This is a genomic window from Anaeromyxobacter sp. SG66 (assembly GCF_022690805.1).
In the GTDB taxonomy this organism is placed as follows: domain Bacteria; phylum Myxococcota; class Myxococcia; order Myxococcales; family Anaeromyxobacteraceae; genus Anaeromyxobacter; species Anaeromyxobacter soli.
The window spans coordinates 12005-38581 of record NZ_JALCZC010000024.1; the positions used below are offsets into that span (position 1 = coordinate 12005).

The window sequence follows — 26577 nt, forward strand, 5'->3', positions numbered from 1 at the left end:
GCTCACGCCCCCAGCCCGAGCAGGCGGCCGCCCTGGTAGACGAGGAGCGCCATCCCCCAGGCGAGCGCCGTCTGGTACGCGAAGGCGACGCCGAACCACTTCCAGCCGCCGAACTCCTGGCGCATGGCGATGGCGACCACCACGCACGGCATGTAGAGCAGCACGAACACCATGAAGCCGAGCGCGGTGAGCGGCGTGAACGCGCCGCGCACGGCGTCCTTGAGCGGGGAGGGCGCCTCGTCGGCCTTGTCGATGGAGATGGAGGAGAGCCCCGCGGTGGACACCACGTTCGAGAGCGCCTCGCGCCCGGCGCCCACGAACGAGGTGCCGATCTCGCGCAGGTCCTCGGCGAACGTCGGCGCCTGCTCCTCGTGGGCGGGCTTCGGCGCGTAGATCTCGGACATCGTGCCGACCACGATCTCCTTGGCGATGACGCCGGTGATGAGCGAGGACGCCGCCTCCCAGGTGCCGAAGCCGAGCGGCGCGAGCGCGGGCGCCATCACCTGCCCCGCCTTGCCGAGGTACGAGTCCTTCTTGTGCTCCACGCCCCAGGGCAGGTTGAGCATGAACCAGACGATGACGGACACCGCGAGGATGTAGGTGCCGGCCTTGGTGAGGAAGTGCTTCCCCTTCTCCCAGGTGTGGAGGCACAGGCTGCGCAGCGACGGCATGCGGTAGGGCGGGAGCTCCATGATGAACGCCGGCGCCTCGCCGCGGAACAGCGTCTTCTTGAAGACGACGCCCATGGTGATCGCGAGCGCGATGCCGATGACGTAGAGCGACCAGATGACCGTGCCGGGCCGCTGCGGGAAGAACACCCCGACGAACAGCACGTACACGGGGAGGCGCGCGCCGCAGGACATGAGGGGGATGAGGAGCGCGGTGAGGATGCGGTCGCGCCCGCTCTCCAGCGTGCGGGTGGCGTACACGCCGGGGACGTTGCAGCCGAAGCCGAGGACCATCGGGATGAACGACTTCCCGTGGAGCCCCATCGCGTGCATCGCCTTGTCCATCACGAAGGCGGCGCGGGCCATGTAGCCGGAGCCCTCGAGGAAGGTGATGAAGAACATCATCGCGAAGATGACGGGGACGAAGACGAGCACGAAGCCGACGCCCGCGATGACGCCGTCGTTCACGAGCGACACCGTCCAGCCCGGCGCGCCGATCGCGCCGAGCAGGACCGCCGCCCAGCGCTTGAAGGGGCCGCTCGTCATCGCGTCGATCCAGTCGCCGAAGGGGGCGGAGAGATCGAACGTGAGCTTGAAGACGAGCCACATGGCGGCGAGGAAGATGGGGATCCCGAGGAAGCGGTTCAGGACCACCCGGTCGATCCGCTCGGTGAGCTCGGTCTTCTGGAGGCTCGGCCTCTCGAGCACCTCGCGGGTGAGCCCCGCCGCGAGGCCGTAGCGGGCCTCGGCGACGATCGCCTCCACGTCGTCGCCGTGGGCGGCGACGAGGTGGGCGAGCGGCGCCGCGACGAGGGCGTCGCGCTCGAGGCCGGTCTCCTCGAGGACGCGCGCGTCCCCCTCGACGAGCTTCAGCGCCAGCCAGCGCGCGGGGAGGCGCGCGGTGAGCTCCGGGTGTCGCTCCTCGAGGGCGCGCGCCACGCCCGCGGTCGCGCCGTCGAGGTCGGGGCCGTAGGAGAGCGGGGCGATCGTCCGGACGTGGCTGCGGTCGGCGGTGGCGACGACCGCTCCGAGCAGCTCCTCGAGGCCCTGCTTGCGCGTCGCGGAGGTCGGGACCACGCGGACGCCGAGCCGCGCCTCGATGCCGCGCACGTCGATGCGGTGGCCCTTCGCCTGCGCCTCGTCGTACACGTTGAGCGCCATCACCACCGGGATGCCGAGCTCGAGGAGCTGCACCGTGAGGTACAGGTTCCGCTCGAGGTTCGTCGCGTCCACGACGTTCACGATGACGTCGGGCCGCTCGTGGGCGAGGTAGTCGCGCGCGACGATCTCCTCCTGCGAGTAGGGCGAGAGGGAGTAGGTGCCCGGCAGATCGACGAGCCGCAGGCGCCGCCCCTCGTGCTCGAAGGCGGCCTCCTTCTTCTCCACGGTGACGCCCGGCCAGTTGCCCACGTGCAGGCGGCTGCCGGCGATCGCGTTGATGAGCGTGGACTTGCCGGAGTTGGGGTTGCCGGCGACCGCGATGGTGATCGACCGCGCGGCGCCGGGGTGCTCTGCGGAGACCGGGGAGAGCTTCGGCGCGGCGCTCACGGCGTCACCTCCACCGCGATGCCCTCCGCCTCCTTCTTGCGGAGCGACAGGTGGTAGCTGCGGATCCGCACCTCGATGGGATCGCCGAGCGGGGCGACCTTCTCCACCCGCACCTCCTCGCCGGGGAGGAGCCCCATGTCCATGAGCCGCCGCCGCATCGGGCCGATCGCCCCGATCGCCGTGATGCGCCCCTTCTCGCCGGGAGAGAGCCTCGCCAGGTTCATTTCCGTCGTCTCCGTCACTTGGTGACCTTGATCTTCATGGCGACGCCGCGATCGACCGCGATGCGCGACTCGTCCACCTTGACGAGCACCGGGCCCGCGCCGTTGCTGAGCATCACGACCCGCTTGCCGATGCGGAGGCCCATCTCCTCTGCGCGCGACTCGCACCCGCCGCGCGCGGCGGTGGCGACGGCGACGATCTCCGCGGACTCCCCGTCGCCGAGGAGGCCGAGGGGCATCCCGGGGCGCGGGGCGGGCGAGCCGTCCGCTGCGGTGCTGCTGGAACGAGGCATGTGGCGGGTTCTCCGACTGCGAGTCACATCGACTGCGTGAGCTGGAAGGTGAAGACCGGCAGGCCACCGCCCTGCGAGACCGGGAAGAGCGCGCCGGCCATGAGCGCGCTGTTCTCGGCGAGCGCGACCTTCACGGTGGGGCCGGCGGAGACCGCGACCTCGCCGGCGGAGACCTCGGAGACCACCTCGGCGAGCGCGCGCCAGCGGGCGCCGAGCGCCACCGCGGCCGACGTGCCGAAGTGCAGGTGCGGCGACCACGCGGTGACGCCGCTCGCGACGCTCGCGCTCGCGCGCAGCGCCATGCGGCCGAGCGCGCGGATGGCGCCGAGCCCGAGGCCGGCCTCCGCCTCGTGGAGGGAGTGCGTCGAGCCGAACAGATCGACCGACGCGGAGAGCCCGGTCCGCGTCGCGCTCGGGGCGCGGAGCAGGAGCTTGAGCGACGCGCCGGGGGTGTCGAGCGCGACGGTGCCCCCCGTGCCGAGCCCCACGTCCGCGGAGAGGCCGACGCGCTCACCCAGCCCCATCGCGAGCTGGACGCGCGGCGAGGCCTGGAGCGCGGTCTCCCCGGTGACGGGATCCGGCTCGCCCTCGGCGAGGGCGAGGGAGAGGTTCAGGTCGCGCCCTGCGGGTGGGAGCGTGTCGCAGAGGAAGAGCGCCTCGGCGACGAGCTCGGGCTCCTCCTGGCCGGGCGCGTCCTCCTGCGAGCGCGCGAGGAGCGGCGCGACGGCGAGGGCGGCGAGGGCGAGGAGGGCGGCGCGGCGGTAGCGGCGGGAGCGCGAAGAGCAGCAGGAGTGCGTGGGGCGCATGTTCGGTCACCTCGGGCCGGCGCCCGCGTGCGGGCTCCGGGGTCGGGGCGCTGGGCTCGAGGTCCTCTGGCCGCCAATCTTGCGAATCATTCTCAATTTCGAAACGGACGATACTCGGTCTCAGCGGGTCCGATCCACGGACTCGCAGTGCGGCTGAGTTGACGACAATCAAGGGAATGGGCCAAGTCCGCCCGGGCTCACGTGATCCTCGCCGCGAGATCGCGCCCCGTGGCCGCACCCCAACGTCGCGCTACCGTGCCCCCGCCGGATGGGCGATCCCGGAGCCCATGGCCCACCGCGTCTGCCCCTGGTGGCTGGGTTATCTGCTGGTGAACCCGCTCCGGCGGCTCGTGCAGAACCCGCTCACGCTCCTGCGCCCGTACGTGGCGGAGGGGATGACGGTGCTCGAGCCGGGGCCGGGCATGGGCTTCTTCACGCTCGACCTCGCGAGGCTCGTCGGGCCCTCCGGCCGCGTCGTGGCGGTGGAGCTCCAGCCGAAGATGCTCGAGGCCCTCCGCCGTCGCGCCGGCCTCGCCGAGCGGCTCGACCTCCGGCTCGCCCACCCCGACACGCTGGGCGTCGAGGATCTCGCGGGCGAGGTCGACGTGGTGGTCGCGTTCGCGATCGTGCACGAGCTGCCGAGCGCGGCGCGCTTCTTCGGGGAGGCCTCCGCGGCGCTCCGGCCCGGCGGCCGGCTGCTCCTCGGGGAGCCGAGCGGGCACGTCTCTACGGCGGAGCTCGAGCGCGAGCTCGTGGCCGCCTCGGACGCAGGGCTCCTCGTCGCCGCGCGTCCGGCCGTGTGGCGGAGCCACGCGGCGGTGCTCGTCAAGGCGTAGCGGTTCCCCGCGCAGAGAGGCCCGCCGGAGGCCGGGCGGCGCCTGCTCGTGCGCCCCTCCGCGGCCGGCGCGGCGCGCTGCGTCGCCGCCCCCACCGGTCCACGAAGCGGGCGCTCCGAGGTGCGATCCGGGGCGCAAAAGCTGCGAGACCCCTTGCCCGGGCGCGCGGTGCTTTGTGACAATCACGCACTTTTTCGTGACGAAGCCCGAGCGCGGTTCGCCGCCAGGCTGACCGGGCGATCGGCACGCTTTGCGCGGGATTCACACAGCGTCGTACAGAGGACCGAGCCCATGGCCACGAAGGCGATCAAACCGATCCTGACCAACCCGCTCGATCCGGTCGAGAAGGTCGAGTTCAACATCCCGGGCGAGATCGCCCGCGAGACCGGCGGCTACGAGGAGGCGATGAGGGAAGGGCACGACCTCGTCCAGCGCCCCATCCGCTCGGTCAGCATCGAGCAGATCGAGAAGCAGCACTTCAAGCGGCGCATGACGGTCTGGGAGCGCATCCGCGTCCTGACGGACAAGGATCCGATCGTCCTCTACCAGAACTGGGGCAAGAACCTCGACGGCGCGTCGCTCGTCACGGCGGTGCTGAACGTCCGGGGCCGCGACGTCGCCTGCTACGGCCACGACTTCACCGTGCGCGCGGGCTCGATGGACGCGACGAACGGCTCGAAGCTCGCGCGCCTCTTCCGGCTCGCCGGCGAGAAGGGCATGCCGCTCATCGGCATGAACGACAGCGCCGGCGCGTACGTGCCGGCCGGCGTGGGCGGGCTCGACGGCTACGCCGAGGCGTTCACCGCGCTGCGCAAGATCAGCGGCGTCGTGCCGTCCATCATGTGCATGTTCGGCTTCAACGCGGGCGGCGGCTCGTACCTGCCGCGCCAGGGCAGCTTCGTCATCCAGCCGAACGACACCTTCTTCGGCCTCACCGGCCCGGGCGTCGTGAAGTCGGTGCTCGGCGAGGACATCACGCCCGAGGAGCTCGGCGGCCCCAAGGTCCACGGCGCCTCCGGCGTCGCCGACCTCACCGTGGCGGACGAGCTCGCCGCGCTCCGCCAGGCGGTGCGCCTGCTCGCCTACCTCCCCGACAACAACGGCGTCTCCGCGCCGTTCCAGCCGACGAGCGACCCGCTCGACCGGAAGACCTGGGAGATCAACACGCTGCTCAAGAAGGCGTTCAACTCGCCGACCGGCTTCAACACGCCGTTCGACGTGTCGATCATCATCCAGCAGGTGTGCGACTACGGCGACTACTTCGAGATCCAGCCGGAGCGCGCGCGGGAGGTCGTCACCGCGTTCGGCCGGCTCGGCGGGAACGTCGTCGGCTTCGTCGCGAACAACAGCGCCGTCGGCTCCGGGCAGATCGACTGCGACACCGCGCTGAAGATCGCGAGGTTCGTGCGGTTCTGCAACATCTACAACATCCCCATCATCTTCATGGAGGACACGACCGGCTTCCTCCCCGGCCGCGAGCAGGAGGCGCGCGGCATCGTGCAGGCGGGCCGCTCGATGCTCGACGCGATCGTCGACGTGCGCACCCCGCGCATCCTGCTCATCCTGCGCAACGCCTTCGGCGGCGCGTACGCGTCCTACAACAACTACCCGACCGGCGCGGACCTCGTGCTCGCGCTGCCGACCACGCGCCTCGCGGTGATGGGGCCGGCGGGCAAGGAGTTCGTCTACAAGGACGAGCTGCGCAAGGTCCGCGGCGCGGCGGCCGAGATGGTGAAGAAGGGCGTCGAGCAGCGCACCGCCGCCGGCATGGAGGGCCCCGCCGCCAAGAAGGACGCGGAGAAGGAGGCGGCGGAGTGGCTGAAGCAGCAGGAGGCCGCGCTCAACCGCCGCTACGAGAAGGAGCTCATGAACCCGAAGGAAGGGCTCGCGCTCGGCTCCATCTCCTCGCTCGTGATGCCCACCGAGCTGCGCAAGGTCCTCGGCGAGAACATGGGCTTCCTGCTCCGGCACTACAAGCCGTCCCCGATGTCCGGCCCGCAGCGCGAGTTCCACTAGGTCCGCGGCTCGACCCGAATCCAAGACTGGAGACTTGAGACCGATGGCTCCGACCGCCGACTACTACAAGACGAACCCCCTCGTTCACCGCGACCGCCGCCTCGGCAAGGCCGGCTCCGCGTGGATCCGCTCCTTCGCCTGCGAGGACCTGAAGCCGCTCATCGTCTGCCGCGGCCCGATCCGCAAGGAGGCGATGGACGTCTTCGAGGAGATGGGGATCCGCCACTACGGCATCCTCCTCTCCGAGAAGGACTCCATCGTCTACGCGAACGCGCTCGCCCCCGAGCTGCGCCAGCTCACCGACACGAGCCGCGTGCACCGGGTCCCCGACTACACCGGCGCGACGAAGGAGGAGCGCGTCGAGCGGATGAACCAGATCGTCCGCATCGCGCACGAGAACGGCTACGACTCGGTGTTCGCCGGCTACGGGTTCATGGCGGAGGACGAGGAGTTCGTCGCGACGCTCGAGCGGGCGGGCCTCAAGTTCATCGGCCCGAACTCGGTGACGCAGGCGCGCGCCGGCAAGAAGGACGAGGCCAAGCGGACCGCGCTGGAGGTGGGCGTCTCCGTGACGCCCGGCGTGAACAACGTCACCGCGCGCACGCTCCTCTCGAAGCACAAGACGCGCAAGGCGCTCCTCGCGCTCGTGGAGGCGGAGGACCTCACCGTCGACCGGAAGCTCCTCAAGGACGAGCAGCTGTCGCTCGAGGAGCTCGCCGACCACGTCCTCATGGCGTCCTACGCCAAGGGGATCGACCTCTACACCATCGACGAGCTCGGCTGGCAGGTGCAGCGCGAGGTCGCCGAGATGTTCAAGAAGCACCCCGGCACGCGCGTGCGCCTCAAGGCCATCGGCGGCGGCGGCGGCAAGGGCCAGCGCATCCTGGGCGGCGCGCTCCTCACCGCGAGGCACGCCGACGCGAAGCTCATCGAGGAGGCGGCCGCCGAGGCCCCCACGCTCGTCCGCGAGGTCCTGAACGAGGTCAAGGCGACCGGCGTCGGCGACAACAAGAACGTCCTCATCGAGCTCAACATCGAGCAGACCCGCCACAACGAGATCCAGCTCCTCGGCAACGGGAAGTGGTGCGTCTCGCTCGGCGGCCGCGACTGCTCCCTGCAGATGCACGAGCAGAAGCTCCTCGAGATCTCCGTCACGCAGGAGGGGCTCGCCGCCGCCATCGAGCGCTCGGAGCGGGCGGGGCGGAAGGACGAGGCCCGCGCGCTCGCGACCGACCTCGAGATCCTGAAGCGGATGGAGGACGACGCGGCCCGCTTCGGCGCCGCGGTCGGGCTCGACTCGGCCTCGACCTTCGAGTGCATCGTCGATCGCGACCGCTACTACTTCATGGAGGTCAACACCCGCATCCAGGTCGAGCACCGGGTGACGGAGCTCTGCTACTCGCTGCGCTTCGCGAACCCGGACGACCCGAGCGACGCGTTCGTGGTCGAGTCGCTCGTCGAGGCGATGGCGCTCCTCGCGCGCCACAAGGAGCGGCTCCCGAAGCCCACGCGGATCCCGCGCTTCGGCGCCGCGGCCGAGGCGCGCCTCAACGCGACCGACGCCTCGCTCTCGCCGCACGCGGGCGGCCTCATCCGCTTCTGGTCGAAGCCCATCGAGGGCGAGATCCGCGACGACCAGGGCATCAGCATGCCGAACCCGGACACCGGCATGTTCATGCGCTACCACGTGGCGGGCGCGTACGACTCCAACATCGCGCTGCTCCTCACGAAGGGCGAGGATCGCCTCGACAGCTACCTCCACCTCGCCAAGGTGCTGCGCAAGACGAGCCTGCGCGGCGTGAACCTCGCCACGAACCTCGAGTTCCACTACGGGCTCGTCAACTGGTTCCTCGGCCAGAACGTGATGGCGAAGCCGACCACCCGCTTCGTCGTGCCGTACCTCACGCTCGTGGGGCTCCTCGCCGAGGAGGGGAGCAAGCTCGACACCGCCTACGCGTTCGCCGAGATGAAGAAGCACTACGCGGCGCAGATCGCGAAGGAGAGCCCCGGCGACCCGTCGGTCACGAAGGCCATGGCGGAGGTGATCGACCGCAAGCTCACCCTGCTCACGCGCGTGATGGATCGGCTGCTCGAGGCGCCGCACCTCCTCGCCGGCTGGCTCAGCCTGAACCGCAAGCACTACCGGCTCGAGCAGGGCAAGGTGTTCTGGATCCGCAACCCGCTCGGCGTGCTCAACGACACGTACGAGTACCTGAACATGGGGTGGGACGCGCGGAAGCCGGCCGCCGAGGTGATCTGGCAGCACGACCACGAGCTGCTCCAGAAGTCGATCCGGTTCTACGTGGCGCTCCGGAAGACGTTCGGCCTCAAGAAGGAGGAGTTCTACAAGCTGAACGAGATCCTGAAGAGCGAGGCCCCGCAGGGCGGCTACGACGCCGAGACCTGGAGCCAGATCCGCGCCGCGCACCTCGGCTACGAGGCCGGCAACGAGCTGCTCGGGCTCCTCTTCACCGCCGCCGAGGCGGTGAAGTTCTTCGACTTCCGCGTGGAGGCGAACCTCGACGTCACGATCCCCGCGTACCTCAACGATCCCGAGCTCCAGGCGCGCATGAAGAAGGTCCTCGTGCCGCCGCCCGCGACGAAGGCCGACGAGCTCGTCGCCCCGTTCGGCGGCATGCTCTACCGCCAGGAGGCGCCCGGGAGGCCGCCCTTCGTCAGCGACGGCGTGCACTTCGACAAGGGGCAGGCGCTCTACATCATCGAGGTCATGAAGATGTTCAACACCGTCCGCGCGCCGTTCTCCGGCACGATCGACCGGGTCCTCATGACGGGGCCGGACGGGACGGTCGTGCAGAAGGGCCAGCCGCTCTTCAAGATCACCCCGGACGAGAAGTTCGTCGCGCAGGATCCCAAGCTCATCGAGCGCGAGCGGCGCGCGCGCACCGCCGAGCAGCTCCAGGCGGTGCTCATGACGCCGTACGAGAAGCTGTACGACGTCGAGCCGCGCGAGGTGGAGCTGGACCTCGTGCGGGCCGGCGACTACGTCCTCGCCGTGTAGCCGGGCGGCCCGCCCGGCCGCCGGACACTCGAGAGCCTCGCCCGGCGGGCGGGGCTCTTCGTTTCTTCTTTGGCGGGGCACCTCGTCCAGACGAGACGGGGCGGCGGCTGCCGGCGCGCGCGGCGCCCGCCGCTCACTGGCGGCGGCGCCCCTCGCCCGCGACGAGCTCGAGGCGACGTGCCTCCGCCGTCCCCGCGGCGCGCGCGCGGCTCTCGGTGCAGAAGCTCGCGAGCAGCTGCCCGTCCACGGTCACGCGCCAGAGGTGCGAGTCGACGCGCTCGATCGCGACGAGGTGCCCGCGAACGGACCGGGTGATGCGCGCGGCGCTCATCGTTCATTGTTAATCGCGCCAGCGGTGAAAAGCCCGCCCACGAGGGGCCGGAGCGCGGCTCGGAGAGACGGGGCTCGGACGTCCCTCCACGAGCGGTCAAGCCGGGTCCGTGCCGGGCGAGCCGGCGCTCGGGGCTTCCCAGCGGAGGGCGCAGGGCGTACAAGAGACGCGCGCCGGCCGGATCGGGCGTAGCGACCGGAAACGAGCGAGCGCCCTCCTCGACGGCAGACCCCAGACCGCGCTCTCCCGCTTTGCGACGCAGGCATCACCGCGTCGGGCGCGTGCGCGCGTCCTCTCGCGACACACGCGCTACAAGCCTTGCGAAAGGACGTCGATGGCCGATCTGAAGGAAGGAATGCTGGTACAGCACGCGTCCCTGGGAGTCGGCAAGGTCGTCGCCCTCGAGGCGAACGCGGTGCACGTCTTCTTCCCCGACAGCGAGAAGCGCTTCGCCGCGAAGCTCCGCCTGCCCGCCGCGAGGGCGCTGCTCTCGACCGACGGCCTGGAGCGGAACTCCTGGCTCGAGGGGCTCTCGTCCTTCGCGCTCGACGCGCAGAGCGGCCGCTACGCGCTCGCCGCGAACTTCCTCACCCACGAGGAGGCGGTCGCCGAGTTCCAGGCGCTCTATCCGCAGGGCTTCGCCGATCCCGCCTACACCGCGAGCGGCAAGCGCGAGCGGGCGGCGCGGTGGCGCGCGGCGAGCGCCGCGTGGAAGGAGACGTTCCCGAGCGGCGAGGGCGCGCGGCTGGCCGACGAGGGCGAGGTGGGCGAGCTCGTGAAGCGGATCTCCCGCTCCGCTCCGCTCGCGGCGCTGTTCGACCCGGTGCTCGAGGAGGACGGCCTCGCCGAGGTGTTCGAGGACGAGGCCGCCGCTCGCACCTTCTTCGACGCGCTGTTCGGCCTGCTCTCCGTCCCGGTCCCGGCCCGCGCCCGCTTCGACAAGCTCTTCGCGGCCGCCGCGGGGCTCGCCGTGGCGCCCGCCTCGAGCTGGGCGCTGGCCACGGCGCTCCCGCTCCTCGCCGACCCCGGCCGCCACGTCGTCATCTGGCCCAAGTCGACCCGCGCCGCCGCGGAGCGGCTCGGCTGCGACCTCCGCTACGACCCCGCGCCCAACTGGGCGACCTACTCCGCCGTGCGGGCGTTCGCGACGCAGCTCCGGGAGCGCCTCGCTCCGCTCGGCGCCCAGGACTTCGTGGACGTCGAGGTCTTTCTGAACGTCGTCGCCACGGCTCGCCGCCCGCAGCCCGCGGCGGTCGACGGCGCGACCACTCGCTCGAGGAGGACGCGGTGAACGACGGGTTCAAGGATCTCAAGGGCCGCATCCGCAAGCTCGAGGAGCAGCTCGTCGCACGCGGCCACGTCGACGTCGACTTCGCGCAGGCGGTGAGCCGGGTCCGGCGCGCGGTGCGCCACGGCGATCGCTCGCGGGAGCCGAGCCCGGAGCTGCGCGGGCTGCTCGAGCGCGCGGAGACCCTCGCTCGCAAGAGCACCTGAGCCGCTCCGGCGTCCTCCGCCGCCGCGCCGGGCATGGTCCCGGCAGCGGCGGTCTCCGTCCGATCCGGGAGGCGGCACGCCCCGCGAGGCGCGGCGAGCGCTCCCTCCTCGGCGCGGCGAGCGGCGGCTCGATGCCTGCAGAGCCGGGCACGGGGCGCTACAAGCTTCCAAGGTGTGACCGTCGCTCGGAGCCGTGGCTCCCTCCCCGGCCGCGCCCAAGGGAGACGAGATGGAGCACCCGGAGAAGGCCAGGCTCATCCACCATTACGACCGGGAGCGGGCCGGCATCCTCTGCGGCATCGAGGACCGGACCGCCCACTGGACCACGCGCAGGACCGTCAACTGCCCGCGCTGCAGCGAGATGCTGCGGGCGCGGGAGCAGCGGCCGTCCGCGCCGGAGGCGACGCACGCCGCCGACGCGGGCTGAGCCTGCGCGAGCGGCCGCCGGCGCCTGCGAGCGCGCTCACTCCTCGCCCGCACGCCAGCGGCGCTCGAGCTCGACGTAGCTCGGCGGGAACGCCGGCTGCGCCCGCAGCGCGAACGAGGGGATGGGGTAGCGGATGCCGCCCCGGCTCGTCCCCTCCAGGCCGGCGACGATCGCGTCCGCCATCCCGAACGGGAAGGTGAACGCCAGCTCGTCGTCCGCGGCGAGGCCGAACAGCCGATCGCCGTAGCACGGCAGGATGAGCTGCGGCTCCTTCGTCTGGCGCGTCCGGATGACGATGTCGGCGCAGTCGCCGCGCCCGGTGAACTCCGCCTTGAAGCTGCCGCCCCGCTCGTAGAGCGCGGCGTTCACGAGCCGGAGCACCTGGGCCGAGTTTCCGTAGACCACCACCGTCTCGGGCTCGAAGGTCGATCGCTCGAGGGGGCCGACCACGACGCCGGCGATCTCGTCGCGGGCGAGGCGCGGCAGCGCCGACTCGAACGCCGCGCCCGCCTCCTGGCACGACGCGTACATCCCCTCGGCGAGCGCGCCGCGCTCGTAGTACGGGATGCGATCCTCGAACCCGAACGCCGCCTTGGCGATGGGGCAGGCGAGATCCTCGCCCGTGAACGCGATCGTCCAGCCGTAGCGGCGCGCGAGCGCGACGCACTGGCAGATCGCGACCTGCGCGCCGAGGTCCTTCGACGGCCGCTTCGCCTTCGCGGGGACGGGCTCGCCGGGCGCGAGCGGGCGGATCGCGACCGGGAAGGTGGCGACGCGGAGGTGCTTCTCGAGGTGCTTCGCGAGCGTGGGGGCGTCCATGAGGGGCTCCTCGGTCATGCGGGGCGCCCCACGATGCCACGCTCCGGGGGTGCTGCTCGACGCTCCGCGGGGGACGAGCGGACCGCCTGGCCTCTGCGAGCCCCGCCGCCGCACGTTACAACCCCTGGCAGGCGGGCCCGGTGCAGGGGCGGCTGGTCCCTCACCCGGCCCGCGGTTTCGACGGACGGAGACGCAATGGAGCAGCACGCGCAGAAGAAGATCGTCCACTACTACGACCGCGAACTGCAGCGGATCCTGTGCGGTGTCGTGGACCCAGGCGCCCACTGGACCATTCGCAGCCGGGTGAACTGCGAGCTCTGCAGCACGCTCCTCCGCGAGCGCCGGCTGCCGGTCGCCGCCCCCGAGGCTGCCGTCGCGGCGGACGCCTGAGCGAGCGCGCCCGAGGCGGCGCGCGGTGCGCCCGCCGCGGGCGCGTCCGCGCGCGCCTCAGGAGGCGATGCGCGAGCGCACCGTCAGCACGGGGATGGGCGAGAGGCGCACGACGCGCTCGGCGACGCTCCCCATGAACGCGTGCGCGAAGCCGCGCCGCCCGTGGGTGCCCAGCACGACGAGGTCCGCGCCCGCCTCCGCGGCGGCCGCGAGGATCTGCTCCCACGGCGCGCCCACCCGCACGGTGCCCTTCACCCCGGGGCACACGTCGCGGATCGACGTGAGCAGCTCCTCGAGCTTGGTCTCCGCGAGATCGGTGATGGGAGTCACGAGGTCGACCGGCGCGGCGAACTCCGTGTAGGTCGGGACCTCGGCGACGTGCGCGACCGTCAGCTGGGCGCCGGCGTCGCGCGCGATCGTGACCGCCATCTCGAGCGCCCGGCCCGAGGCCTCGCTGAAGTCGGTCGCGGCGAGGACGTGCTTGAACGTGGCCATGGCTTCCCTCCGTGCTCCCAGAGCGATCTTCCTCCTGTGCCGCCGGGCGGTGATCGCCGGCGGACCGCGAAAAGAAGGGGCTCCCCTCGCCGCGGTGTCCCGGCCGGGCGTCCCGGCGCCAGACGAGCGGCCGGGGCGGTGAGCGCCCGGCGCGGCGCGATCCTGCGAGGCGAAGGATCATGGAGGAGTGAGCGACGCCGCCTCGCACCCCGTCGACCGGCTGCGCGAGTTCTTCGCGGTGCGCATCTGGGACGTCCGCCCCGCGGAGCTGCCCCGCGCGAAGGCCGCGCTGTTCCGCGCGAGCCGGCTCGGCTACTCGACCCTCCGCGGGTTCCTCGAGAACCGGCTCACCGTCCGCGCCGCCGCGCTCACGTACTACAGCGTGCTCTCGGTGGTGCCGTTCCTCGCGTTCGCCTTCGCGGTGCTGAAGGGCTTCGGCGCCTACCAGGCGTTCGTCGAGGGCTTCGTGAGGCCGTACCTCGCCGACACGTTCGGGCCGAACCCGGCCCTGTTCCAGGCGAGCGAGCGGATCCTCGAGTTCGTCGATCGAACCGACGTGTCGCGCCTCGGCGCTGTGGGGCTCCTCGTCCTCGTCTACACGAGCGTGTCGCTCGTCTCGAGCATCGAGATGGCCCTCAACGACGTGTTCGGCGCCAAGACCACCCGCCCGTTCCTGCGCCAGATCACCGACTACGTGACGCTGCTCGTGACCACGCCGATCCTGGTCTTCGCGGCGGCGACGGTCTCCACTGCGGCGCAGAGCTCGAGCGTGGTCGTGTTCCTGCGCGAGCGGCTCGGCCTCGGTCCCGCGATCGACTTCGCGCTCGGCTTCACCCCGGTGGTGGTGGTCGGCCTCGCGCTGTTCGCGATGTACGTGATCCTGCCCAACGTCCGGGTCCGCCCGCTGTCGGCGCTCCTCGGTGCGCTGCTCGCCGCGATCGGCTGGCAGGGATCGCTCGTCGTGCACGTGCAGCTGCAGATGGGCGTCGCGAAGTACAACGCGCTCTACTCCGTCCTCGGCGCCATCCCGATCTTCCTCGTCTGGACCTACGTCTCGTGGCTCATCGTGCTCGTCGGCGCGGAGGTCGCGGCGAGCCACCAGAACGAGCAGGTCGTGCGCGAGCGGCTCCGCGGCCACCGGGCGGACCAGGCGCTGAAGGAGACGCTCGCGGTCGCCGCCGCCGCGCAGCTCACGCGCGACTACCTCGCGGGCGGGACGCGACGGACGCCCGTCGAGCTCGCCCAGCTCCTCGAGGTCCCGCCGGCGGAGGTCGAGGAGATCCTCGAGGCGCTCGCGCGGGCCGGGCTCCTCGTCCGCGCCGTCTCAAGCCACGGCGTCGGCTACGTCCCCGGGCGCGACGTGGACGCCATCCGCGCGAGCGACCTGCGGGAGGCGCTCCGCCGCGAGCCGGGCGTGGACGACGTGCGCGCCGCGGTCCTGCGGCGGCTCGGGCCGGAGCTGCAGCGGCTCCTCCACGCGACCGAGGAGGAGCGCCGCTCCTCTCCGCACAACGCGACGCTGCGCGAGCTCGCCGCCCTCGCGCGCGACCCCGCGCCGGGCCCGGGCGGCGCGCGCGGAGCGGGGGGCGGGCGGGCGGGGGATCGCCCCGAGGTGCTCGACGGGAAGGCGCCGGACTCGCCTGGATAGCCGAGGCCACGGCGAGCGCCCGAGCTCCCGGGGCCGCGCGCGCCGGCACGTCCCATGCTTTGCAGACCGCCAGGAGGAGCTCATGGCCAGGCGGGCGACCGAGTGGACGACGCTGCGGATCCGATGCTGCCGATGCGGGCGCGTCGATCGCTTCGTGGTCCCGGCGGCGGCGGCGTTCTCGCTGGCGGACCGGCTGATGCTCGCGCCGTGCGCGGGGACCCTCGGGCGCCAGGCGCCGTGCAACAGCCGGGATCGCCGCCTCGACGTCCGGCCCGCGGCGGCGGCCGAGCGCCACGGGGCTGCCGCCATTCCGGGCTGAGGCTGCTCACCGCAGCGGCAAGTCGCGCAGGATCCGCACACTGGATCGCGCTCACCTGGGGTGCATGCGCCCCGAGTGGGCCCGCGGTCGAGGTGCTTACGCCTCGGACGGTCGCACCCCATCGCGCGACCGCATCCGGACGACCCTAATACTGTTGCGTGATCGGCGGGAGGAACGAATCCTACACCCCTCGCCACAGGCGGGAGCTTCACTCTCGGGCGACGCGCCCCACGGCGCGCTGCGAGGCGGAATGGCGGGACTGCGCGAGGAGATCGACTCGTCGGAAGATCCGGCGCCACGGGGGACGCCGTGACCGGCCGTGCGCTCGTGACCGGCGCGTCGGGCTTCGTCGGGGCGAACGTGGCGCGGCTCCTCCTCGAGCGCGGCGCGGAGGTGCGCGTCCTCGTGCGGCCCGGATCGCCGCGCGCGAACCTCGACGGCCTCCCCGTCGAGATCGCCGTGGGCGACCTGCGCGACCGCGAGGCGGTGCGACGGGCGGTGCGAGGCTGCCGCCGCGTGTTCCACGTCGCGGCGGACTACCGGTTCTGGGCGCGCGACCCACGCGAGCTGTACGCCTCCAACGTGGACGGCACCGTGCACGTCATGGACGCGTGCCTCGCGGAGGGGGTGGAGCGCGTCGTCCACACCTCCACGGTCGGGACGGTCGGGCTCTCAGCGCTCCCCACGCCCTGCGACGAGACGACGCCGCTCGCGCCCGGCCAGCTCACCAGCCACTACAAGCGCTCGAAGCTCGCCGGGGAGCGGGCCGCGCTCTCCTACGTCGCGCGCGGCCTCGCGGTCGTGGTGGTGAACCCGTCCGCCCCGGTGGGCGCGTGGGACGTGAAGCCGACCCCGACCGGGCGGATCCTGGTGGACTTCGCGCGCGGCCGGCTCCCGGCCTTCGTGGACACGGGGCTCAACGTGGTGCACGCGCGCGACGTCGCCGAGGGCCACCTGCTCGCCGCGGAGCGCGGGCGCGTCGGCGAGCGCTACATCCTCGGCCACCGGAACATGACGCTCGCCGAGATCCTCGCCGAGGTCGGCGCGATCCTCGGACGTCCGGCCCCGCGCGTGCGGCTCCCCTACCTCGCCGCCCTCGCGGTCGGCGCGCTCGACACGGCGGTGTCGCGCCTCGTCACCCACCGGCCGCCCTCGGTCGCGCTCGAGGCGGTGCGCATGGCCCGCCGGCGCATGTTCTTCGACGCAGCCAAGGCGGTGCGGGAGCTCGGGCTGCCCCAGACGCCGGTGCGGATCGCCTTCGAGGATGCGCTCACGTGGTTCGGGGAGCGGGGCTACTTCCCGCGCCCCGGAGAGGGGAAGGCGGCATGGGCATCCCGCTGAAGCAGGCGGTGGCGGTGGGCCGGTACATCGTGGCCCAGAAGCTGCGCGGGCGGGCGCGCTACCCGCTCGTGCTGATGCTGGAGCCGCTCTTCCGCTGCAACCTCGAGTGCGCCGGCTGCGGGAAGATCCAGCACCCCGAGGCCGTGCTGCGGAGCTCGCTCACGCCCGAGCAGTGCTGGGCGGCCTCCGACGAGTGCGGAGCGCCCGTCGTGAGCATCGCCGGCGGCGAGCCGCTCCTCCACCCCGAGATCGCCCGCATCGCGCGCGGGCTCGTGGAGCGCGGCCGGTTCGTCTACCTGTGCACGAACGCCATCCTGCTCGAGAAGAAGCTCGCGCTCTTCGAGCCGCACGGGCGGCTGACGTTCAACGTGCACCTCGACGGCGTGGAGGCGCGCCACGACGCGTCGGTGCAGCGCGCCGGCGTCCACCGGGCCGCGGTGGCGGCCATCCGCGCGGCGCGGGCGCGCGGCTTCCGCGTGACGACCAACTCGACCCTCTTCGTCGGCCAGGACCCGGAGGAGGTGCACCGGTTCTTCGACGAGGTGATGGCGCTCGGCGTGGAGGGCATGACGGTCTCTCCCGGCTACGGCTACGAGCGGGCGCCGGACCAGGAGCACTTCCTGCGGCGGGACGAGACGCGCGCGCTGTTCCGCCGCGTGCTCGCGCCCGCGCGCGAGCGCGGCTGGCGCTTCAATCACTCGCCGTTCTACCTCGACTTCCTCGCCGGGCTCCGCGACTACCAGTGCACGCCGTGGGGCAGCCCCAACTACAGCGTCCTCGGCTGGCAGCGCCCCTGCTACCTTTTCTCGGAGGGCGGCCACGCGAAGACCTTCGCCGAGCTCATGGAGACGACGGACTGGGAGAAGTTCGGGGCGGGGCGCCACCCGCGCTGCGCCGACTGCATGGTGCACTCGGGCTACGAGCCCTCCGCGGTGCAGGACTCGATGGCCACCGTCGGGAACGTCGTCCGCTCCGTGCGGTCGCTCATGCGCTGAGGGAGGTAGGGATGTCCATCGCCGAGCGGAAGGACAGCCACCTCGCCCTGTGCCTCGCGGAGGAGGTCGAGCTCCCGGGCGGCGACGCCACCGGGTTCGCCGCGCTGCGCTTCGACCACGACGCGCTGCCCGAGGTGGACCTCGCGGCGGTGCGGACCGAGACGGAGCTCTTCGGCAAGCGGCTCGCCGCGCCCATCGTGGTCGGCGCGATGACGGGCGGGACGCCGCGCGCCGGCGAGGTGAACCGGCGCCTCGCGCGCGCCGCGGAGCGCTGCGGCGTGGGCTTCGCGCTCGGCTCGCAGCGGCGCATGCTCCAGGACCCTTCGACCCGCGACAGCTACGCGGTGCGCGAGGCCGCGCCGGGCCTGCCGCTCCTCTTCGGGAACCTCGGCGCCGTGCAGCTCAACCTGGGCGTGGGCGTCCCGGAGGTCAGGCGGCTCGTGGCCGAGGTCGGCTGCGACGCCTTCAACTTCCACCTGAACCCGCTCCAGGAGGCGATCCAGCCCGAGGGCGACACCCGCTTCGCGGCGCTCCTGCCGAGGCTCGCCGCGGTGATCCCGGAGCTGGGCGTCCCCGTGCTGCTGAAGGAGGTCGGCGCTGGCATCTCCCGCACGACCGCGCGGAAGATCGCGGCGCTGCCGGTGGCTGGGGTGGAGACCGGGGGGCTCGGGGGGACCTCCTGGGCCCGGGTCGAGAGCCTGCGGGCGCGCGATCCGGCGCGGCGCGACCTCGGCGAGACGTTCGCGCGCTGGGGGATCCCCACCGTCGAGAGCATCGCCGCCTGCCGCGCGGCGCTACCGGAGCGGGTGGTCGTCGCCTCCGGGGGGATCCGGAACGGGATCGAGATCGCGAAGGCGCTGGCGCTCGGGGCGGACGCGGTGGCGCTCGCCCTGCCGCTCCTGCGCGCGGCGGAGCGGTCCTGGGAGGCGGCGGCCGAGGAGCTCGAGCGGCTCCTCCAGGAGCTGCGCCTCGCCATGTTCCTCACCGGCTGCACGCGCGTCGCCGAGCTGCGCGACCGCCCGCTCTCCCGCGCCCGCGACCTCACCGCGTTCCCCCCGAAATGACCGAGCCCGACGACAAGGCGCGCTCGCGCCGGGAGGCGCGCGAGGAGGCGGCGGCGGGCCGCTTCGACGCGATCGTCGTCGGCGCCGGGATCGCAGGGCTCGTGGCCGCGTCCGACCTCTGCCAGCGCGGGCACCGCGTCCTCGTCCTCGAGCACGACCACCAGGCGGGCGGGCTCATGGGCGGCATCCGCCGCCGCGGCTTCTACTTCGACGTCGGCTGCCAGTCGTTCGAGGACATGGGCATCGTCTTCCCGCTCCTCGAGCAGTACGGGCTCGCGGACCTCGCGCGCTTCCGCCGCGCCCACTACCGGCTCGTCATGCCGGGGGTGGACGTGGACGTGACCTCGCTCGGCGCGGTGAGCCGGGCGCTCCAGCAGGCGTTCCCGGAGAGCGCGGCGTCGCTCGGCCGGGTGTTCGCCTTCCACGAGCGGACCTCCGCGCTGCTCTCGCGCCTGTTCGTCCCGGAGCGGGTCCCCTACGTCCGCGACGCGGGCGGGACGAGCGCCGCGCGCTGGGCCCTCGGGGCGCTGGAGCGCGAGGCGGTGCGCTCGCCGGCGGTGCTCCTCCGGCGCCTCCGCGATCTCCGCACGCTGCTCCTCGACGACTCCGCGGCCTGGTACGCGCGCGAGCTCCCGCCGTCCGGCGTGCGCGACCTCCTCGCGAGCTGCGGCTACACGCGGATGAACGTGTTCGTCGCGTCGGCCTTCTGGCACCTGTGGGCGAGCGACTACTGGTACCCGGAGGGCGGGCTGCAGGGGTTCTTCGACCGCTGGGTGGCGCGGCTCGAGGAGCGCGGCGTGCGGTTCCTCTTCCGGCGCACGGTCGCGGCGCTCGACGTGAGCGGCGACCGCGCGGTCGCGGTGCGGACCGCGCGCGGCGAGCGGCTGGAGGCGGAGGAGGTCGTCTACACCGGGGACTACCGCTTCGCGGTCCACCGGCTCGTGGGGCGCGAGCGCTTCTCGCCCGCCGCGCTCGCGCGCCTCGACCGCGCGCGCACGTCCGACGCGCTCGTCTCCGTGTACCTGGGCCTCGACCTCGCGCCCGAGGCGCTCCGCGAGCGGCTCCGCACCTCGCACGTCTTCTACTTCCCCTCGTTCGCGTGCAAGACCGCGCTGGATCCCGCCGATCCGGACGCGCACCGGCACGCCTTCCTGGAGGTGACGGCCCACGGCCTCCGCGACCCGTCGCTCGCTCCCGCGGGGAAGTCCGCGCTCGTCGTGCAGGCGTTCACGCGCCACGACTGGCAGGACGGCTGGCGCACGGGCCTCTCGGGTGATCCGGCCCGCGAGGCGGCGCGGCCGCCGCCCAGGCCGGCGGCGTACCGCGCGCTGAAGCGGCAGGTCGCCGCGGAGCTCCTCGAGAAGCTCGACGGGCTCGTCCCCGGGGTGGCCGACCGCGTCGTCCACCTCGACGTCGGCGCGCCGCCGTCCACCGTGCGCTTCACGCGCAACGCCTTCGGCGGCTCCTGCGGGTTCGAGCTCAACCTCAGGAGCTTCCCGTTCTCGAACCCGCTCGCGCACGTCGAGACGCCGCTCGAGAACTTCCACACCGCCGGGCACTTCACCGTCTGGCCGGGCACCGTGCCGACCGCGGCGCTCTCCGGGAAGATCGCCGCGCGCCGCGCCCACGCGCGGCTCGCCCGCCGGAGGGGGCGCGCCCGCGCGCGGCCGGCCGCGCCGTCCGAGCAGCTCGTCGAAGGGGGGACCGAATGGACACCGTGACAGTGGGCGCCGAGCGCGGGCGCACGCCCGCCCTGGCGGAGCTGGGGCGGCGGGGGCTCGCCGAGTGCTGGGACATCCTCCGCGTGCACGGGAAGACGTTCCACATGATGGCGAAGCTGCTCGGGCCCGAGCGCGGGAGCGACATCGCCGCGCTGTACGGGTTCGCGCGGGTGGCCGACGACGCGGTGGACGTCCCCGGGCCGGACGACACGCCCGACGCCATCCGGGGGAAGCTCGCCGCGATGCTCGAGGAGCTGCGCCGGGCCGTGCTCGGGCAGAGCGTGCAGCCGCGCTTCGTCGCGCTCGGCGAGACGGTGCGCCGCCACGGCATCCCCCTCGAGCCGTTCGACGACCTCGTGGCCGGGCTGCTCATGGACCTGGACGGCGCGCGCTACCGGACCTTCGCCGACCTCGAGCGCTACTGCTACCGGGTCGCCGGGACGGTCGGGCTCATGATCACCCCGGTCGCGGGCTACCGCGCCGGCACGGAAGCGCTCGAGCACGCGAAGACGCTCGGCACCGCCATGCAGCTCACGAACATCCTGCGCGACGTCGGCGAGGACCTCGCGCTCGGGCGCGTGTACCTGCCGGAGGAGGACCTGGCGCTCTTCGGCCTCGGCGAGGGCCACCTCTCGGCGCGGCGGGTGGACGGCCGCTTCCGGGCGCTGATGGACTTCGAGATCGCGCGGGCGCGCGGGCTGTACGAGCGCGGCCTGGCGCTCATCCCGCTCCTCGCGGACGCGCGCGGGCGCCTGGCGTTCCAGTTCGCCGTGGACGCCTACTCCGCCATCCTCGGCAAGATCCGCGCGAACGGCTACGACGTCTTCCGCCGCCGCGCGAGCCTCTCGGCGAGCGAGAAGCTGGCGCTCGTGCCGGGCGCCCTGTGGAGGGCCTCGCTCGCCGCCAACGGCCACGCGCAATGAGCGGCCACGTCCGCCTCGCGGAGGACCCCCTCGCGCGCGCGGCGCGCCGCGCGGCCCTCGCCGCGCAGGACTTCCTCTACCGCACCCAGCGGCGCGACCACTGGCGCGGCGAGCTCGAGTCGAACGTCACGGTGACCGCCGAGTACGTGCTCCTGCGCCAGGCGCTCGGGCTCGACCTCACCGCGCGCCGCGGTTCGCTCGTCCGCTACCTCTGCTCCCGCCAGAAGCCGGACGGCAGCTTCGGCATCGCCTCGACGCTCCCCGGGGACGTCTCCACGACCGCCGAGGCGTACCTCGCGCTGCGCCTGCTCGGGGTCGCCAGGGAGGACGAGCGGCTCCTCGCCGCGGAGCGGGCCATCCGCGCCGCGGGAGGCCTCGCGCGGGTGCGCGTGTTCACGCGCATCAACCTCGCGCTCTTCGGGCTCTTCCCCTGGGACGCCGTCCCCATCGTCCCGGCGGAGGTCATCTTCCTGCCGCGCTGGGCGCCGGTGAACGCGTACCGGCTCGCGAGCTGGGCGCGCTCGACGATGATCCCGCTCTTCGTGCTCTTCCACCACCGGCCGGTCTTCGCGCTCCCGAACGGCCGCTCCGACGCGAACCCCTGGCTCGACCACCTCTGGCTCGATCCCGCCGAGAAGCGCGTGCCGTACCGCGAGTCGGTCCTCGCGACGGTGCGCCGGCACGGGCTCGGCTGGAAGGCGTTCTTCAACGCCGCGGACGTGGCCCTCCGCGCGCACGAGCGGGTCCGGCGCGTGCCGCCGCTCACGCGGCTGCGGGCGGAGGCGCTCCGCGCCTGCGAGGAGTGGATCCTGGCCCGGCAGGAGGCGAGCGGCGACTGGGCCGGGATCTTCCCGCCCATGCTGAACGGCGTCCTCGCGCTCCACGCGGCCGGCCGCGGGCTCGACTCGGACCCGGTCCGGCGCGGGCTCGAGGCGATCGAGCGATTCACCCTGAGCGACGCGGAGGGCTTCCGGGTGGAGGCCTGCCAGTCGCCGGTGTGGGACACGATCCTGGCGCTCACCGGCCTCGTCGACGCGGGCGCCGATCCCGCCGATCCGCGCCTCCTCGCGGCGCGCCGCTGGATCGAGGGGATGCAGCTCACGAACGACTGGGGCGACTGGCGCGTCTACGATCCGCGGGGCCCGCCCGGCGGCTGGGCCTTCGAGTACGCGAACAGCTGGTACCCGGACGTGGACGACACCGCCGCGGTGATCATCGGCCTCCTGAAGCAGGACCCCGCCTCGCGGGAGGGCGACGCGGTCCGCCGGGCGGCGGCCTGGGTCGCGAGCATGCAGAACCGGGACGGCGGCTGGGCCGCGTTCGACCGCGACAACGACAAGCGGTTCCTGAACGACATCCCGTTCTCGGACATGGACTCGCTCTGCGACCCGTCGAGCCCCGACGTGACCGGGCGCGTGCTCGAGGCCTTCGGGCTCCTCGACGACCCGCGCCTCCGAGGCGCCTGCCGGCGCGGAGTCGCCTACCTGCGCCGCGCGCAGGAGCCGGAGGGGAGCTTCTACGGGCGCTGGGGGGTGAACTACGTGTACGGCACGTCGAACGTCCTCGCCGGCCTCGCGCGCCAGCGCGTCCCCCGGTCGGACGCGATGGTCGGGCGCGCGGTCCGCTGGCTCGAGTCGGTGCAGAACGCCGACGGCGGCTGGGGAGAGGGGCTCGAGTCCTACGCCGACCGCGCCGCGATGGGGCGCGGCCCCTCCACCGCCTCGCAGACGGCGTGGGGGCTCATCGGGCTCCTCGCCTACGGCTCCGGGGAGGACGACGCGATCCGGCGCGGCGTGGCGTGGCTCGTCGAGCGGCAGCTGACGGACGGGGAGGAGGGCGGGTCGTGGAGCGAGGAGGCGTTCACCGGCACCGGCTTCCCGCGCCACTTCTACCTCCGCTACCACCTCTACCGGCACTACTTCCCGCTCATGGCGCTCGGGCGGTTCGCGCGGAGCGGCTAGGCCGCCCATGGCGCTCGCGGACACGGCGGCGCTGCTCTGGGGCACGGTCGTCCACCGTCCGTACGTGTACGCGTTCTTCGCGTGCTTCCTCGTGTTCGCGCTGCACCAGCTCGGTCCGCGGCGGACGCTCGTCTTCGGGGTGACGACCTGGCTCCTCGCCTTCGGCGCGGAGTACAGCTCCACCCGCAACGGCTTCCCCTTCGGGCCGTACCGCTACTTCGACGAGACGCGCACGCGCGAGCTCTGGATCGCGAACGTGCCGTTCTGGGACTCGCTGTCCTTCGTGTTCCTCACCTACTTCTCGCTCGCGCTGGCCGGCGCGCTCCTGTCGCGGCCGGAGGAGCGCGCCCGCGGGCGCGCCCCGGGCCTCCTCCACCCGCTGGCGCCGCTCCTCGCCGGCGTGCTCATGACGCTCCTCGACGTCGTCATCGACCCGGTGACGCTGCAGGGGGAGAAGTGGTTCCTGGGGCGCATCTACGACTACCCCTACCGCGGGTTCTACTTCGGCGTGACCGCCGCCAACTTCGCGGGCTGGTTCCTCGTCGGCGCCGTGAGCGCGTGGGTGTTCCAGCGCTGCGCCGCGAGCCTCCCGGGCTGCCGCGGGCCGTTCCGGCGGCTGCACCCGCGCTTCGTCCCCGGGATCTACGCCGTGTACGCGGGCGTCCTCGCCTTCAACCTCGCGGTCACGATCGCGATCGGCGATCACGCGCTCGCGGCGGCGAGCGCGGCGGTGTCCGCCCTCACGCTCGCGGCGCTGGCGGTGCGGCTCCGCGCGCCCCGCCGGGCGGCGGGCATCGTGGTCTGCGCCGCGACCTTCGCCGAGGCGGCCGCCTGCCGCCGCGGGATCTCGGACGCGGACGCGACGGGGCTCGAGGTGCTCCGCACCGGCGTCGGGCCGGAGCGCGCGCGGGCGGCGCTCGCGGCGCGGCTCGCGCGCGGGCCGCGGCCTTCGCTCGTGGTGTCCTCGGGGTTCGCCGGCGCGCTCTCGCCGGGGCTCGAGGTGGGCGCGGTCGTGACCGCGCGGTCGGTGCACCGGCTCGCGGACGGAGAGCGGGCCGCGCTGGAGCTGCCCCCGGCGCTCCTGCGGCTCGCGCCCGGCGCCCGCCCGGTCGAGCTCTCGTCCGCGGCCGAGGTGCTCGCCGCCGCCGGCCACGGCCTCCGCGCGCCCGCCGCCGGCGACATGGAATCCGCCGCGCTCGCGCGGACCGCCGCCGAGGCCGGGATCGCGTTCTCGGTGCTCCGCGTCGTCACCGACACGCCCGCGGCGCCGCTGCCTCCCGTGGCCCGCAGCGTCGCGGCCGCCCTCGCGGCGCGGGGCCTCTCCCGCGGCGGGCACCTCGTCCGGACGCTCTCGGACGCGCTCGGCAGGCCGCGCGAGACGATCGCCTTCGTCCGTGCCTCGCTCGGCTGGTGCCGCCGGCTGCGCGAGACGTGGCGGACCTTCGCGCCGCTCCTCGCCGCCACCGCGCGGGAGGCCGAGCCGACGCGCTCGGCCTCGTGAGGCCAGGCGGCGGTCCGGCGAGCAGGAGCCCCACGCTTCACTGACTGCAACGTCCCGCCCCGGGGCCCGACGAGCCGTCGAGCGGCCTCAGCGCCGCGGTCCTCGGATGCTCGGGCGCGCCGCCGCGACCCTGCCCGAGGTCGGCCGCCCCCGCATGGAGCACGATGGGCATGCGCTCGAGCAAGGCGGCGGCCCATCCGTACTCCTCGAGCCGCTCCGCGCGCAGGTACTCGGGCGCGAGGATCCGGCAGGAGTGCCCGACGGGGACGCCGTCGGCGCGGCGGTGCCGCTTTCCGCAGTAGATGGTTCGCTGGTCGTTCATGCCCGGGATCGTGCCTCGGCGCGTAGCTCGGCGGGCGGCGCGGCGGCGAAGTCTGCGTGAACTTCGCGCGTCGCCACGGGCGGGCGGACCCGTCGTCCCTTCGTGAGACACCCGCCGGCCGGGCGGGCGCGATGGCGAGAGGCGAGGCGGCCCGCGGCGTCAGCGGAGCTTCACGGCGAGCGCGTGCGGGTAACCCTGGTGCTGCGCGAGGCGCGCGAGCCGGTCGCGGGTGGTGCTCCGCCCGTCGAGCGCGTCCTGCACCATCGCGCACACGGCGATGAACGCGGCGCGGTTGGGGGCGGCGCGGCCGGTCTCCCAGTGCGAGATGGTCTCCGGCGTGAGGTCGAGCAGCCGCGCGAGCTCCGCGGCGCGCAGGCCGAGGGCCTTGCGCATGTGCCGGAGCGCCTCTCCCGTGTCCACGCCGGCGTCGGCGAGCTCGCAGCAGGTGGCGAGGCGGACCCGGTCGCGGAGCTCGCCGTCCACCTGGACGGCGTCGCACGCCGCGCAGCGCCGGGCCGGCACGGCGACCGAGGCGGTCACCGCGGAGCGCGGGAGCTCGACCGAGAGCGTCTCGGTCTGCTCCTGCAGCTCGCCGTCTCCGCACCGCCTGCAGCGCCCCTCGCCGTCGCCCGCCATCCCGACCTCCTGCGCTCCCTGGTTGGTGCTAGGCGGCCTCGCGGTCGCCTTCGCCGCCCTCGGCGTCGCGGATCGACGTCAGGTAACCGTGCAGGAAGCGCTTCGTCTGCAGCTCGAGCTGCCGCACGCGCTCGCGCGACACGCCCCAGCGCTTGCCGATGGTCTCGAGCGTGTCGGGCGGGTCCTGCTTGAGGCGCGTCTGGACGATGTCCCAGCCGACCTCGCCGATCCGTCCGCGCACGCGCTCGAGCGCGGCGCGGAGGTGGCGGTCGTGCTCGGCCGATGCGTACTGCTCGTGCGGGCCGGGCCCCTCGTCCTCCAGGCGATCGAGGTGCGAGACGTCTCCCTCCTCGTCGACCGTGCGGTCGAGCGACAGGTCGGCCGCCGCCACCGTCCCGCTCTTCGGCCTCACCGACGAGCGCGCCTGCTTCAGGTACTTCCAGACGTACGCCCGGATCCACCACACCGCGTACGTCGAGAACCGCGTCCCGGCATTCGGGTCGAACTTCTCGATGGCGCGCAGGAGGCCGAGGTTGCCCTCCTGCACGAGCTCCTCGAGGCGCAGCGTCCCGCGCATCTGCTTGCGCGCGATCATCACCACGAGCGCGAGGTTCCTGCGCACGAGCTCCTCCTTCGCCCGCGCCTCCCCGCGCCGTGCGCGGAGCGCGAGCTCGCGCTCCTCCTCGCGCGACAGCGGGCCCTGACGGCGCGCCGCCTCGAGGTACGGCGTCAGCGTATCCAGCTCCAGATTCTTGGTCGTTCCCTTCATCGCTCACTGGAACA

General features: G+C 73.4%; 26 protein-coding genes. 16 read left to right on the forward strand and 10 right to left on the reverse strand.

What is annotated here, in order from left to right; all coding sequences use genetic code 11:
• Window positions 1–2: 2 nt before the first annotated feature.
• Genes feoB through MNZ39_RS09405 form a run of 4 tightly spaced genes read right to left on the reverse strand, consistent with a single transcriptional unit; the run spans window position 3 to window position 3536 of the window.
• Window positions 3–2216 carry a ferrous iron transport protein B gene (feoB, locus tag MNZ39_RS09390; protein ID WP_242337700.1) on the reverse strand — a complete coding sequence of 738 codons (2214 nt, stop codon included), beginning with the start codon at window positions 2214–2216 and terminating at the stop codon, window positions 3–5.
• Window positions 2213–2440: a FeoA family protein gene (locus MNZ39_RS09395; RefSeq protein ID WP_242337702.1), complete on the reverse strand. Its 228-nt coding sequence runs from the start codon at window positions 2438–2440 to the stop codon at window positions 2213–2215. Before MNZ39_RS09395 ends, feoB begins: the two co-directional genes overlap by 4 nt.
• Before the next feature lie 14 nt (window positions 2441–2454).
• Window positions 2455–2730 carry a FeoA family protein gene (locus MNZ39_RS09400; protein ID WP_242337704.1) on the reverse strand — a complete coding sequence of 92 codons (276 nt, stop codon included), beginning with the start codon at window positions 2728–2730 and terminating at the stop codon, window positions 2455–2457.
• Window positions 2731–2753: 23 nt separating this feature from the next.
• Window positions 2754–3536 (reverse strand): hypothetical protein, encoded by a 783-nt coding sequence (locus MNZ39_RS09405; RefSeq protein WP_242337706.1) that lies wholly within the window; start codon window positions 3534–3536, stop codon window positions 2754–2756.
• A 287-nt stretch (window positions 3537–3823) separates the two neighbouring features.
• Here MNZ39_RS09405 and MNZ39_RS09410 point away from each other — a divergent pair, with 287 nt between their 5' ends.
• The 3 genes from MNZ39_RS09410 (at window position 3824) to MNZ39_RS09420 (ending at window position 9407) form a co-directional block, all read left to right on the forward strand.
• Window positions 3824–4372, forward strand: a complete 549-nt coding sequence (locus MNZ39_RS09410) for a class I SAM-dependent methyltransferase (protein WP_242337708.1) — start codon at window positions 3824–3826, stop codon at window positions 4370–4372.
• A 291-nt stretch (window positions 4373–4663) separates the two neighbouring features.
• A complete protein-coding gene (locus MNZ39_RS09415; protein ID WP_242337710.1) occupies window positions 4664–6388 on the forward strand; it encodes an acyl-CoA carboxylase subunit beta in 1725 nt (574 codons plus the stop codon).
• Window positions 6389–6431: 43 nt separating this feature from the next.
• Window positions 6432–9407, forward strand: coding sequence for a biotin carboxylase N-terminal domain-containing protein (locus MNZ39_RS09420; protein WP_242337712.1), 2976 nt, complete (start codon window positions 6432–6434; stop codon window positions 9405–9407).
• 133 nt (window positions 9408–9540) lie between these two features.
• Here MNZ39_RS09420 and MNZ39_RS09425 read toward each other — a convergent pair whose 3' ends face one another.
• Complete coding sequence (locus MNZ39_RS09425) at window positions 9541–9738, reverse strand: hypothetical protein (RefSeq protein WP_242337714.1); 198 nt, start codon at window positions 9736–9738, stop codon at window positions 9541–9543.
• A 334-nt stretch (window positions 9739–10072) separates the two neighbouring features.
• On the opposite strand from MNZ39_RS09425, the gene MNZ39_RS09430 reads away from it, so the two are divergent.
• From MNZ39_RS09430 to MNZ39_RS09440, 3 genes are all read left to right on the forward strand, one after another.
• Window positions 10073–11029 carry a hypothetical protein gene (locus MNZ39_RS09430; protein ID WP_242337716.1) on the forward strand — a complete coding sequence of 319 codons (957 nt, stop codon included), beginning with the start codon at window positions 10073–10075 and terminating at the stop codon, window positions 11027–11029.
• Window positions 11026–11232, forward strand: coding sequence for a hypothetical protein (locus tag MNZ39_RS09435; RefSeq protein WP_242337718.1), 207 nt, complete (start codon window positions 11026–11028; stop codon window positions 11230–11232). Before MNZ39_RS09430 ends, MNZ39_RS09435 begins: the two co-directional genes overlap by 4 nt.
• 229 nt (window positions 11233–11461) lie before the next feature.
• Window positions 11462–11659, forward strand: coding sequence for a hypothetical protein (locus MNZ39_RS09440; RefSeq protein ID WP_242337719.1), 198 nt, complete (start codon window positions 11462–11464; stop codon window positions 11657–11659).
• Between the two features lie 36 nt (window positions 11660–11695).
• On the opposite strand, the gene MNZ39_RS09445 is transcribed toward MNZ39_RS09440, so the two are convergent.
• Window positions 11696–12478, reverse strand: a complete 783-nt coding sequence (locus MNZ39_RS09445) for a DUF169 domain-containing protein (protein WP_242337721.1) — start codon at window positions 12476–12478, stop codon at window positions 11696–11698.
• Window positions 12479–12673: 195 nt separating this feature from the next.
• On the opposite strand from MNZ39_RS09445, the gene MNZ39_RS09450 reads away from it, so the two are divergent.
• Complete coding sequence (locus MNZ39_RS09450) at window positions 12674–12868, forward strand: hypothetical protein (protein ID WP_242337723.1); 195 nt, start codon at window positions 12674–12676, stop codon at window positions 12866–12868.
• Window positions 12869–12925: 57 nt separating this feature from the next.
• On the opposite strand, the gene MNZ39_RS09455 is transcribed toward MNZ39_RS09450, so the two are convergent.
• Window positions 12926–13363 carry a universal stress protein gene (locus tag MNZ39_RS09455; protein ID WP_242337725.1) on the reverse strand — a complete coding sequence of 146 codons (438 nt, stop codon included), beginning with the start codon at window positions 13361–13363 and terminating at the stop codon, window positions 12926–12928.
• Between the two features lie 187 nt (window positions 13364–13550).
• Between MNZ39_RS09455 and MNZ39_RS09460 the strand changes: the two genes are divergently transcribed.
• The 9 genes from MNZ39_RS09460 (at window position 13551) to MNZ39_RS09500 (ending at window position 24836) form a co-directional block, all read left to right on the forward strand.
• The gene (locus MNZ39_RS09460; protein WP_242337727.1) at window positions 13551–15011 is read left to right on the forward strand and encodes a YhjD/YihY/BrkB family envelope integrity protein; all 1461 of its coding nucleotides are present in this window, start codon (window positions 13551–13553) and stop codon (window positions 15009–15011) included.
• Between the two features lie 82 nt (window positions 15012–15093).
• Window positions 15094–15330: a hypothetical protein gene (locus MNZ39_RS09465; protein WP_242337728.1), complete on the forward strand. Its 237-nt coding sequence runs from the start codon at window positions 15094–15096 to the stop codon at window positions 15328–15330.
• A gap of 309 nt (window positions 15331–15639) precedes the next feature.
• Window positions 15640–16671, forward strand: coding sequence for a hopanoid-associated sugar epimerase (gene hpnA, locus MNZ39_RS09470; RefSeq protein ID WP_242337730.1), 1032 nt, complete (start codon window positions 15640–15642; stop codon window positions 16669–16671).
• Window positions 16656–17666, forward strand: coding sequence for an adenosyl-hopene transferase HpnH (gene hpnH / locus MNZ39_RS09475; protein ID WP_242337732.1), 1011 nt, complete (start codon window positions 16656–16658; stop codon window positions 17664–17666). Before hpnA ends, hpnH begins: the two co-directional genes overlap by 16 nt.
• 11 nt (window positions 17667–17677) lie before the next feature.
• Window positions 17678–18730, forward strand: a complete 1053-nt coding sequence (gene fni / locus MNZ39_RS09480; RefSeq protein ID WP_242337734.1) for a type 2 isopentenyl-diphosphate Delta-isomerase — start codon at window positions 17678–17680, stop codon at window positions 18728–18730.
• Complete coding sequence (locus tag MNZ39_RS09485) at window positions 18727–20451, forward strand: NAD(P)/FAD-dependent oxidoreductase (RefSeq protein WP_242337736.1); 1725 nt, start codon at window positions 18727–18729, stop codon at window positions 20449–20451. The genes fni and MNZ39_RS09485 overlap by 4 nt, the downstream gene beginning before the upstream one ends.
• Window positions 20439–21374 carry a phytoene/squalene synthase family protein gene (locus MNZ39_RS09490; RefSeq protein ID WP_242337738.1) on the forward strand — a complete coding sequence of 312 codons (936 nt, stop codon included), beginning with the start codon at window positions 20439–20441 and terminating at the stop codon, window positions 21372–21374. Before MNZ39_RS09485 ends, MNZ39_RS09490 begins: the two co-directional genes overlap by 13 nt.
• Window positions 21371–23335 carry a squalene--hopene cyclase gene (gene shc, locus MNZ39_RS09495; protein WP_242337740.1) on the forward strand — a complete coding sequence of 655 codons (1965 nt, stop codon included), beginning with the start codon at window positions 21371–21373 and terminating at the stop codon, window positions 23333–23335. The genes MNZ39_RS09490 and shc overlap by 4 nt, the downstream gene beginning before the upstream one ends.
• A 7-nt stretch (window positions 23336–23342) precedes the next feature.
• Window positions 23343–24836, forward strand: coding sequence for a carotenoid biosynthesis protein (locus MNZ39_RS09500; RefSeq protein WP_242337742.1), 1494 nt, complete (start codon window positions 23343–23345; stop codon window positions 24834–24836).
• Between the two features lie 37 nt (window positions 24837–24873).
• Here the strand turns inward: MNZ39_RS09500 and MNZ39_RS09505 are convergent, their stop codons facing one another.
• The 3 genes from MNZ39_RS09505 to MNZ39_RS09515 all read right to left on the reverse strand — a co-directional run bounded on the left by MNZ39_RS09505 (window position 24874) and on the right by MNZ39_RS09515 (window position 26563).
• On the reverse strand, window positions 24874–25158 hold the full coding sequence (locus MNZ39_RS09505; protein WP_242337744.1) for a hypothetical protein: 285 nt from the start codon (window positions 25156–25158) through the stop codon (window positions 24874–24876).
• A gap of 159 nt (window positions 25159–25317) precedes the next feature.
• Window positions 25318–25794 (reverse strand): type II TA system antitoxin MqsA family protein, encoded by a 477-nt coding sequence (locus tag MNZ39_RS09510; RefSeq protein ID WP_242337746.1) that lies wholly within the window; start codon window positions 25792–25794, stop codon window positions 25318–25320.
• A gap of 28 nt (window positions 25795–25822) precedes the next feature.
• Entirely contained in the window at window positions 25823–26563 is a 741-nt protein-coding gene (locus MNZ39_RS09515; RefSeq protein ID WP_242337749.1) for a sigma-70 family RNA polymerase sigma factor, read from the reverse strand.
• Between the last annotated feature and the right edge of the window lie 14 nt (window positions 26564–26577).